The organism is Acinetobacter sp. UBA6720, from assembly GCF_002454215.1.
Taxonomy (GTDB): domain Bacteria; phylum Pseudomonadota; class Gammaproteobacteria; order Pseudomonadales; family Moraxellaceae; genus Acinetobacter.
In genome coordinates, this window is record NZ_DKIK01000057.1 from 1 (window position 1) to 10030 (window position 10030).

The 10030-nt window shown below is 40.0% G+C and carries 12 protein-coding genes; 6 read left to right on the plus strand and 6 right to left on the minus strand.

The window, feature by feature from the left end:
• The 6 genes from rpsB to B4F08_RS04705 form a co-directional block, all read left to right on the plus strand.
• The coding region (rpsB, locus tag B4F08_RS04680; RefSeq protein WP_291373485.1) for a 30S ribosomal protein S2 at positions 1–316 on the plus strand (316 nt) is incomplete at its 5' end.
• A gap of 142 nt (positions 317–458) precedes the next feature.
• Positions 459–1334, plus strand: a complete 876-nt coding sequence (gene tsf / locus B4F08_RS04685; protein WP_086207970.1) for a translation elongation factor Ts — start codon at positions 459–461, stop codon at positions 1332–1334.
• A 77-nt stretch (positions 1335–1411) separates the two neighbouring features.
• Positions 1412–1906, plus strand: coding sequence for a DUF3465 domain-containing protein (locus tag B4F08_RS04690; RefSeq protein ID WP_110974519.1), 495 nt, complete (start codon positions 1412–1414; stop codon positions 1904–1906).
• Between the two features lie 68 nt (positions 1907–1974).
• The gene (locus tag B4F08_RS04695) at positions 1975–2808 is read left to right on the plus strand and encodes an AraC family transcriptional regulator (protein WP_291373489.1); all 834 of its coding nucleotides are present in this window, start codon (positions 1975–1977) and stop codon (positions 2806–2808) included.
• An 81-nt stretch (positions 2809–2889) separates the two neighbouring features.
• Positions 2890–3579 carry an AzlC family ABC transporter permease gene (locus B4F08_RS04700; RefSeq protein WP_291373491.1) on the plus strand — a complete coding sequence of 230 codons (690 nt, stop codon included), beginning with the start codon at positions 2890–2892 and terminating at the stop codon, positions 3577–3579.
• Positions 3580–3581: 2 nt separating this feature from the next.
• Positions 3582–3899 (plus strand): AzlD domain-containing protein, encoded by a 318-nt coding sequence (locus tag B4F08_RS04705; protein ID WP_291373493.1) that lies wholly within the window; start codon positions 3582–3584, stop codon positions 3897–3899.
• A gap of 644 nt (positions 3900–4543) precedes the next feature.
• Here the strand turns inward: B4F08_RS04705 and B4F08_RS04710 are convergent.
• From B4F08_RS04710 to B4F08_RS04735, 6 genes are all read right to left on the minus strand, one after another.
• Positions 4544–5152, minus strand: a complete 609-nt coding sequence (locus B4F08_RS04710) for a septal ring lytic transglycosylase RlpA family protein (RefSeq protein WP_086207964.1) — start codon at positions 5150–5152, stop codon at positions 4544–4546.
• 287 nt (positions 5153–5439) lie between these two features.
• On the minus strand, positions 5440–6441 hold the full coding sequence (gene mltB, locus B4F08_RS04715) for a lytic murein transglycosylase B (RefSeq protein ID WP_086207963.1): 1002 nt from the start codon (positions 6439–6441) through the stop codon (positions 5440–5442).
• A 428-nt stretch (positions 6442–6869) separates the two neighbouring features.
• Positions 6870–7520, minus strand: coding sequence for a hypothetical protein (locus tag B4F08_RS04720; protein ID WP_086207962.1), 651 nt, complete (start codon positions 7518–7520; stop codon positions 6870–6872).
• A gap of 27 nt (positions 7521–7547) precedes the next feature.
• Positions 7548–8360, minus strand: a complete 813-nt coding sequence (gene queF / locus B4F08_RS04725) for an NADPH-dependent 7-cyano-7-deazaguanine reductase QueF (protein ID WP_110974523.1) — start codon at positions 8358–8360, stop codon at positions 7548–7550.
• Positions 8360–9133, minus strand: coding sequence for an ABC transporter permease (locus tag B4F08_RS04730; protein WP_004982514.1), 774 nt, complete (start codon positions 9131–9133; stop codon positions 8360–8362). The genes queF and B4F08_RS04730 overlap by 1 nt, the downstream gene beginning before the upstream one ends.
• Positions 9130–10030 (minus strand): ABC transporter ATP-binding protein (locus tag B4F08_RS04735; RefSeq protein ID WP_291373498.1); only part of this gene is annotated, 901 nt, incomplete at its 5' end. The genes B4F08_RS04730 and B4F08_RS04735, both read right to left, overlap by 4 nt.

A 10030-nucleotide genomic window follows, 5' to 3' on the forward strand; every position in this document is an offset into this window, starting at 1 on the left:
AAAACTTGAACGCGCTTTAGGCGGTGTTAAGAACATGGGTGGTTTACCTGACGCATTATTCGTAATCGACGTTGATCACGAAGCTATTGCAATCAAAGAAGCTAAAAACCTTGGTATTCCTGTAATCGGTATCGTTGATACAAACTCTAACCCAGACAACGTAGACTACGTTATTCCGGGTAACGACGATGCGATCCGTGCAGTTACTCTTTATGCTTCTGCTATGGCTGATGCGATTCTTGCTGGTAAAGAATATGCTCAATCACAAGCAAATGCACAAGCTAAAGGCGAAGAAGCACCTGCTTCTGAGGCTTAATGCGTTTGACGTAAGCTTGTCATTTTTGCGACATGTGATGGTGGCAAAGTAAGCGTCATGTATGCAGACGGCCCAAGAGATAGCTCTGGGCCGTTTCTGTTCTAAAAAGAATTCATTTTCTACCGTATTTTAGGAGATTGACATGACTGCAGTTACAGCAAGCATGGTTAAAGAATTGCGCGATCGTACTGGTCTTGCAATGATGGAATGTAAAAAAGCATTAACAGAAGCGAATGGTGACATCGAGCTAGCGATTGATAACCTTCGTAAATCTGGTCAAGCTAAAGCTGCTAAAAAAGCAGGTAACATTGCAGCTGACGGTGCAATCACAATTGCTCAAGAAGGCAATAAAGCAATCCTTTTAGAAGTAAACTGTCAAACTGACTTCGTTGCTAAAGACGAAAACTTTGCTGGTTTCTCTGCTCAAGTTGCTGCTGCTGCGTTAGCTGCTGGTGAAACTGATGCTGCTAAAATTGCTGAATTGAAACTTGCAGATGGCGTAACTGTAGAAGAAGCGCGTATCGCTCTTGTTCAAAAAATCGGTGAAAACATCCAAGTTCGTCGTGCAACAATCGTTGAAGGCGACAACCTTGCAGTATACAAACACGGTCTAAGAATCGGTGTTGTTGTATCTTACGCAGGTGATGCTGCAACTGGTAAAGGTATTGCAATGCACGTTGCTGCATTCAACCCAGTGGCTGTAACAGAAGCTGACGTATCTGCTGAGCTTATTGCTAAAGAAAAAGAAATTGCTGAAGCAAAAGCAATTGAATCTGGTAAGCCTGCAAACATCGTTGAGAAAATGGTCACTGGTTCAGTTCAAAAGTACTTAAATGAAGTTGTACTTGAGAACCAAATGTACGTTATCGACAACGATAAAAAAGTTTCTGATGTGCTTAAGTCAACTGGTACTACAGTTGCTCAATTCGTTCGCTTTGAAGTGGGTGAAGGTATTGAGAAGAAAGCTGAACTTTCTTTCGCTGAAGAAGTTGCTGCTGCTCAAGCTGCTGCAAAATAATTGAAAAATTATTTTGAGTAAAAAAAGCCCCATTGGGGCTTTTTTTATACAATAAAAACGAAATAAAGGAAAAATACATGGCAAATAAAACAAATCTAGGTATTGGTGCAGTGATCGTGGTTTTGGTTGCTGCATATTTTGGGATTGATCTTCAAGAAAAACAGCTTAATACTTCAACTTCATCATCCAATCTAGAAAGATCGGCTACACATCGGGAAGTGCAAAACTCTGGGTCTGATGATGCTGCAAAAATTGCTCAAGCCTTTCAAAACCAAAAAAGTAATGTTCAAGTTCAATCTCAAGGGCGAGTGGTGGCTGTACTGAAAGATGACAATGATGGCTCTCGTCATCAAAAGTTTATTTTAGCGTTGCCGAATAATATGACAGTTTTAGTTGCGCATAATATTGATCTAGCTCCAAGAATTGATCGTTTGCAAAAAGGGGATACGGTCAGTTTTAATGGGGAATATGAATATAGTGAAAAAGGTGGGGTCATTCACTGGACGCATCGGGATCCACAGCAACGTCATGTGGATGGCTGGTTAAAGCATCAAGGAAAAACCTATCAGTAATAGAGCAATTTTGTTCTATACGTTTTACTGAATCACAGTATGCTGAGTGGTTCAGGAGAGGCTAACTCATGCACAAAATCAGATCCAGTGAATTTGTAAATTATCATCATGTTCAAGAACTTGGTGGTCTTGAGATGTTAAAAGCCTCCTATCAACATACTCAGTTTTCAAAACACACGCACGAAGGTTACTGCATTGGTTTGATTGATGAAGGTGCGCAATCTTTTTTACGCACAGGAAATCAGCATATTGCACCGCAAGGCGATATTATTTTAGTCAATGCGGATGAGGTGCATACGGGTTCATCTGCTGTTGAAACAGGTTGGTGTTATCGAGCAATTTATCCGACCCCTGAAATGATTCAAGATATTAGTCAGGATTTCTTTCATGAAACTGGTACTATGCCGTGGTTTCCACAAGCTGTGGTGCATGATGAGGGACTGGCAGAGCAGTTGAATTTACTGTTTGATTTGTTATTGCAGCCTAAAAATATACTGTTCAAGCAGAGTTTGTATATTTCAACTTTAGCATATTTATTAAGTCGTTATAGCCAGTCTAGGAAAACATTAAAAGATTTACCTGAAGCGCAGCGTAAGGTCGTGCTGATTCAGGAGTTACTCGAAGCCGAACCAGAAAAAGAGCACCAACTTACTGAGTTGGCGGCTGTGGTGGGGATGAGCCCTTGGCATTTGCTACGTCAATTTAAAAAGTTTACTGGACTTCCACCTCACGCATGGTTGATACAGTTTCGTTTACGTAAATCATTATCTTTACTAAAACAAGGTTGTGAGATTGCGACAGTAGCACAACTGTGTGGCTTCTCCGATCAGAGTCATTACACACGTCATTTTAAAAAGGCATTGGGCTGTACACCAACACAATATATGGCACATAAAATCTAAAATAACAGCAATTTCATACAAGAAAGTCATTTCCTCAATCTTGCATATTAATTCCTATGGATAGAAATCATAGGGTTTTTCATGCAACAACAAGCGATACAACCACAAAGTCTAAGTTTTCTTCGGGGCGTACAGGACATGCTACCTCTGTCTGTTGCTGTGATTCCATGGGGAATATTGGCTGGCTCAGCTGCGATTAATGCGGGATTGAGTGTGATGCAAGCTGTGGGAATGTCAGCTTTGGTATTTGCTGGTGCTGCTCAATTGGTCAGCTTGAGTATGCTGATGACAGGTGCATCTTTGCTGAGCATTATTTTGACGGTATTTTTTCTGACTAGTCAGCATTTTATTTATGCGTTGAGTTTAAGAGAAGAGGTGAAGCCATGGTCATTAAGCCGGAGACTCAGTATTGGTTTTTTGCTGACCGATGAACTCTACGCCACCGCAATGCTAAAACAAAAGCCATCTTATGCTTATATGTTGGGGGCAGGATTCAGTTTTTATGTCTGTTGGGTAGGGTTTAGTTTAGTCGGCATACTGCTTGCAAATACAGTGCCTGATCTTTCAAATCTACATTTGGAGTTTTCAATAGTGGTGGTGTTCTTGGTGATGGCGGTAATGCTGATCCGAAATAGAGCTGCAATTTACGGTGTCATTGCATCATCACTCACTGTTTTGCTGTTGAGTTGGTTGGGTGCGAAATCAGCCATCTTGTTAGCCGGTTTTACAGGTATGTGGGTTGCTGCGATGTTTGATCGTTCGGAGTGCTGAAGATGACTTGGTTATTTGTTTTTAGCTTAACTTGTGTGACTTTTTTTAATCGGTATTTATTTTTAGAGCCTAAAACTCAAATTCGACTGCCTAAATTTGCGACACACATGCTGAAATATGCAGCGCCTTGTCTCATGGTTTCGATTTGTTTGCCACTGGTTTTTTTTGAGGGTTCACAGTGGAAAGGGATATTTCAAAATAGCTATTTTTATGGGGCAATTTTTACCTTGTTGATCACCCTTTTGACCAGAAAGTTATTGCTCAGTATTTTACTCAGTTTAGGATTTTTTTATGGTCTGAATCTGTTATTCGATTTTTAGCATTTCATGAGCAAATAGACCCATAAAAGACCGAAAAAAGGATGAAAAAGTGCAAGAGTTTTATCTTTTTCATCGCTTTTAAATTTGTATTGCTCTAAATGCGCACTGTTTGCGATTTTTACACTGTTTAGCAATTTGACGTAGCTTTGATTGGGAATATGAAAATATTGAAAATTGAGCAAATGAGGGGTTGTTTGAGAACTTTGAAGAAAGAACAGCATTTTCTTTAGCGTTTGTGAGCATAAAATGCTTCTATTTATACAAAAATCAGTAGAGCTATAACGCCTGCCATATCGTAAAAAAGAAGCTGAATTCACATGCGAATTTGTCAAATAGCTCTGAATTAGAGAGTAGATAAAATCACGCTTCAAAGTGGATGAAAAATAGCTTTGAATATACAAAAAATGAATTAAGAACACATTAGCTCGGCTAAACCTACAAAGTTACCAAGATTGTGAGCACAGCCAATTCAAAAACTGGAGCGATTGGATTTTTTTATTCGATGTAAACATGGTTTTGAGCGATGTTAAATCATCGAGATAGAACGGCTAAGGATCATCTGCAGTCATTTGTATAAAGACTAGGTATTAAAAAAGCCACATTACTGTGGCTTTACTGTCAAATACGTGTTGTAGGTCTGAATCTTAAGAGTTTGGTCCATCAATACGTTCAATGCTAACTTTCGCAGTACCTGAATTAGTAATACCCAATTGTTTTGCTGCGCCGTAAGATAAATCAAGTACACGGTTACCGTGGAAAGGACCGCGGTCGTTAACTTTAACCACAACGCTCTTACCATTGGTTTTATTCGTTACGCGGATATAGCAGTTTAGTGGCAGGCTACGGTGTGCAGCAGTTAATGCATTCATATCGAATGTCTCACCACTTGCAGTTTTACGACCGTGGAACTGACGACCATACCAAGAGGCCATACCGGTTTGGCTAAACTTACGTACTGTATTTGATGCAACAGTATTTAACTTTTCAATCACTGAAGGCTCTTCTTCAGGGATTTCAATTTTTGCAGCGATTGTTTCGCGGCGAATTTTATCGCCTGAACGTTCAGTGATTGAAAGGCTATTTAAATTTGAGAAGTGTGAGTTGAAGCCTTGAGCATCTTTATTTAAGACACGTGCAGCTAGACGAGAGTTATCATTATCATTGGTAAATGATGACTGAACCATCTCTGCTTGCGATTGGCTCAGCACGATGGTCGAGGCAATGGCCAGTATATATTTAAGTGATGACTGCATTTATAAACTCCAAAAGACAACGCTTTTTTCTTTAAACTAAGTGGCTGAAAGATAAAAAAACTTGCCTGTTAATTCACTTTTGCAACAGCATTTGACGAAATGGATAATATTCATGCAGTCATAAGCATGTCTAGTGTTTAATTAAAATAATGATAAAAACTACATAAACTGAACGTTTTTTGATTAAAAAATAATCAATATTGTAACATAATATTAAAAATGCCGAATTTTACATCATTTTTAAATATTTTTTTGTTGACATTTTAATCTTGAGTAAAAAGCTAGCCTTATCGGCTAGCAATTTCAGCCCCTAACTGCCACACCGCAGTCGCATACATACGACTCTTATTGTAGGTTGTGATCACCTGAAAATTAGGGTAGGTAATGTAATAACTTTGCCCATAGTTTTCCTGTAGTTGGATCACATTCACCATATCTAAATCATCAATTTTCACAATCGGATTGGTGGGTTGAATGCCCTGATTTTTCAGCACACCATAAGGCGTCGGTAAGGTTAAATCTTTGGCAATCACAGATTCAGGATTAGAACCACTATAGCGTGCTGCGAATCCAATTGGCTGATTACGTTGCCAGCCATGATTTGCTAAATAGTTGGCAATTGAGCCGATAGCATCCACTGCTGAATTTCGTAAATCGACATGACCGTTACCGTCATAATCCACCCCAAACTTTGGAATGTTGCTTGGCATAAATTGTGGGTAGCCCACCGCACCCGCGTATGAACCTACAACCGAGTTGGTTGGCACGCCATCTTTATAGCTCCATGCGATTAAAGCACTGAGTTCATCTTGGAAATATTGCTTACGGCGTTCGTAACCAAAACCTAAAGTCGCTAAGGCATCACGAGTCACAAAATTACCTTTATTGCTCCCAAAACCTGTTTCTACCCCTAAAATGCCGAGAATGACGGACTGGGGTACACCAAATTGTTGTTCGGCACGGTTTAGGGTATCAGCATATTGTTCTTTAAAGCGGACACCACGTTGAATGGTGCTTTCAGCCATAAAGTTGGTTTTATATTCGTACCACGGTTTGCTTTCACCTGGACGATTCATAATGTTAATAATATTGGGCAAGTTTTTAGAGCCATTCATGGCCCAATCGACTTGTTCAGCAGACAGTCCATAGTTTTGCATGGTTTTTTGCTTGAAGCTGATATAGTCAGGATGAGAAGCGAAATCGTTGGCTTGGCAAAAGCTGGTGATTGACAAAGCGCCAATCAATAAAGGTAAACGTTTAACTTTGTTATAAAAGTTTAAATTTAACATAGAAGTCTAATTTCCAGAGTCATGATGGGCCGTGGACCAAAGCGAATAGAGCGAAGCTCTAAACTACGCATTTATATTATGTCGAAATTCTTGTGAACAGAGTCTAGTTTGGACAGGCTTTAAGATAACACTGTCTGTACTAAAGCGGGCAAATAGGGATACAAAAAAAGACAAACTCAGGCTATATATAAGGCAGATCAAGGAAAACAGGATAGAGCTTCATAGATTTTTTAGTGTGACGGTATAAGTCAAGTTTTACTCATTGATATAAAAAGCTCGGTATCTACATTTAAGGCCATTTTTTATTGAAGACTTTATGGCAAAAGTATGCATTTATACAAAACGTAAGGAATTACAGGTTAGAAACAAAAATGACCCTATATAAATAGAGTCATTTGATCTGAAAAGTCGCGAAAGACTTTTAGTCTTTAAGCATGAAATAAAGTGTCGTGATACTCAGCTAAAGCTAAAAGCTCATCTTTGGTTAAATTTGGGATGATTTTATTCGCTGCAATATGAACCGCTTTAATGACAGCCGCAGAACCGATATCGGCTGCTTTACGCTTGATCATGCCCAAATCGAGGGTTTTATTAAAGTCATTCATGAAGTGGCGCACAGTCGCTTCAGCAAACTGTTTATACAGTTCGGTTAACGCGGCTTTATCTACTTCATTGCCTGCTTTAATTTCAGCAAAGTTATATTTGAGGCTGGTCACTAAGCTTGCATCTAAAGCTTCACCCACACGGAACTGACCTTCAGCATCTTTAAACAAGCTTTTTTCAGAAAACTGAATTGATGCTTGAACCACGTCGTTTGATGCTTTGCCTAAAAGTTGCTTCAACAAAACCGCAACCGTTGACTTAATATAGCCAGCCAGCTTTTCAGCTGTGTCACGTTTATCACTTGGTGGAAAACGGCGTACTAACTCAGTCAAAATGGCATCAATAATTTCATCATTGATCAGTAGTGCTGTTTTGTCTCGAAGTGGATATAAAGGTTCACTTGAGTCTTTCTTCTGCTGAGCAGTTTGAATAGTCTGTAAAAGTTCAGTCGATGGAATAAAACCAAAAAATGGCATCGTGTATTAACCTCAATGTTCTTTATTTTATTGTCGCGCCAATCGAATTGGGCGGGGCATCCATGACACATCTGACACACGACACGGGTTGATATCTAAACCACCACGGCGCGTATAAGCTGCGTACACCATCAGCTTTTCAGGTTTCAAATTTTGCCAAATATCGGCAAACATTTGTTCCACACATTGTTCGTGGAAGCCGTTGTGCTGACGGTAAGAGATAATATAAGCCAGTATGCTGTTATAACAAGGCTTTTTACCTTTATATCTGATAAATACCGTACCCCAATCTGGTTGTCCAGTGACTGGGCAGTTACTTCTGAGTAAATGCGAGTAAATCTGTACTTCAACATCTTCAGCAGCGCTATCCAATGCCAACAGATTTGCATTGGGATGATTTTCCAGTTGGGTTGGAATCAGTTCATCAATACAGATGCCTTCAGGCTGACTAACTTGCACATCATCAACATGAAACAACTCAATACTCACATCTGCACCAGCAGCCACCGATAAATCCTGTTCAACTGTTGCTTTAAATGCAGCTTTAGACTCAAACTGAGTAAAGTTCATGCTATTAAAGTAGAGTTTTAATGACTTTGACTCAATGAGATTGGGCGAGGTGGCAGGCAGACTGATGCGACCAATAGCAACTTGCGGAACACCGTGGTGATTTAGCCAAGAAATTTCAAAAACATGCCACCAGTCTTTACCTTGTTGAATACCTTCAACATGTGCATAGTGCTCACGTGCTGTGGCACGGGCAATAGGAAAAAGAATGTCGGGTTGATAAGTTGTTGGGTAATTGGTGTCTTTACCCAAAAGAGAATGTTCTACACTCATTATTCACGCATTCCTGAACCACGAGAAAGTAAATAGTAAGCAATGCCATAAAGCACTGCACAACATATAGTCATAACAGATAGGGAGACGACGACGTTAACATCGCTATGACCTAAAATACCGAAACGAAAAGCATTGACCATATATACAATCGGATTGATCAACGATAAATTTTGCCAAAAAGGGCTGAGTGCTGAAATGGCATAAAATACGCCGCCTAAATAAGTTAAAGGCGTCAGCACAAAGGTTGGGATGATGGAGATGTCATCAAAAGATTTCGCATACACAGCATTGATAAAACCACCCAGTGAAAATAAGAACGAGGTGACCAAGACGGTGTAAATGGTAACAAACCAATTGGTAATATACAGGTCAGTAAAAAATAAACTCATAGCCGTCACAATAATACCGACCAAGACCCCACGACAGACACCGCCTAAGACAAAGCCCCATAAAATGGCATGCAAAGGTACAGGACTCATGATCAGCTCTTCAATACTTTTTTGAAATTTGGCACTAAAAAAGCTCGAAGAAACGTTAGCATAACTGTTGGTAATCACCGCCATCATAATCAGTCCAGGGACGATGAACTGCATATAGCTAAAACCGCCCATCTCGCCAATACGAGAACCGACCAAATTACCAAATATCACAAAGTACAAACTCATGGTAATGGCAGGTGGAAGCAAGGTTTGTGGCCAGATGCGCATAAAGCGACGAATTTCTTTATGCACCAGAGTATATAAAGCTACGCTAAGTTGATTTAAGTTCATGGCGTAGTTCCTTCGAGATTTTTTTCGACCATCTTCACAAACAGTTCTTCTAAACGGTTGGATTTGTTCCGCATACTGCGAACTTGGATCCCTTGCGATTCGAGCAATTGAAATAAGTCATTGAGGGTATGTGCTCTATCCATAGTCACTTCTAAAGTCACGGCGTCGACTAAATGGAAACGAACCCCAATAATGTCGATATGAATCGGCTCAATCGGTGCGGCCAAATCAAAAATAAAGGTTTCTTCATTCAGTTGATTGAGGAAGTTTTTCATGCTGGTGTCTTCTTTAATCACACCACGGTCAATAATGGCAATTCGACGACATAGCATTTCCGCTTCTTCTAAATAGTGCGTCGTTAAAATGATCGAGGTACCTTTACTGTTCATTTCTGTGAGGAAGTCCCACATCGAACGACGCAGTTCAATGTCAACCCCTGCTGTGGGTTCATCTAAAATAAGCAGTTTCGGTTCATGCATCATGGCACGGGCAATCATCAGGCGACGTTTCATACCACCTGAAAGCATACGGGCTTGAACACCGCGTTTTTCCCATAAGCCTAGTTTTTCTAAATATTCTTCGGCACGAACTTCTGCAATTTTTTTAGGAATACCATAATAGCCCGCTTGTGTGACTAAGATATCGAAGGTTTTTTCAAACTGACCGAAGTTAAACTCTTGAGGTACAACCCCTAAGCACTGTTTGGCTTGAGAAGGGTGCGTGTCGAGATTATGTCCAAAAATTTCGACAGTACCTGCGGTTTTCTTGGTCAATGAGCTGATAATACCAATCGTTGTAGATTTGCCTGCACCATTTGGTCCAAGAAGGGCATAGAACTCACCTTCAGGAACAGTTAGATTGATGCCTTTTAAGGCCTGAAACCCATTTTTATAGGTT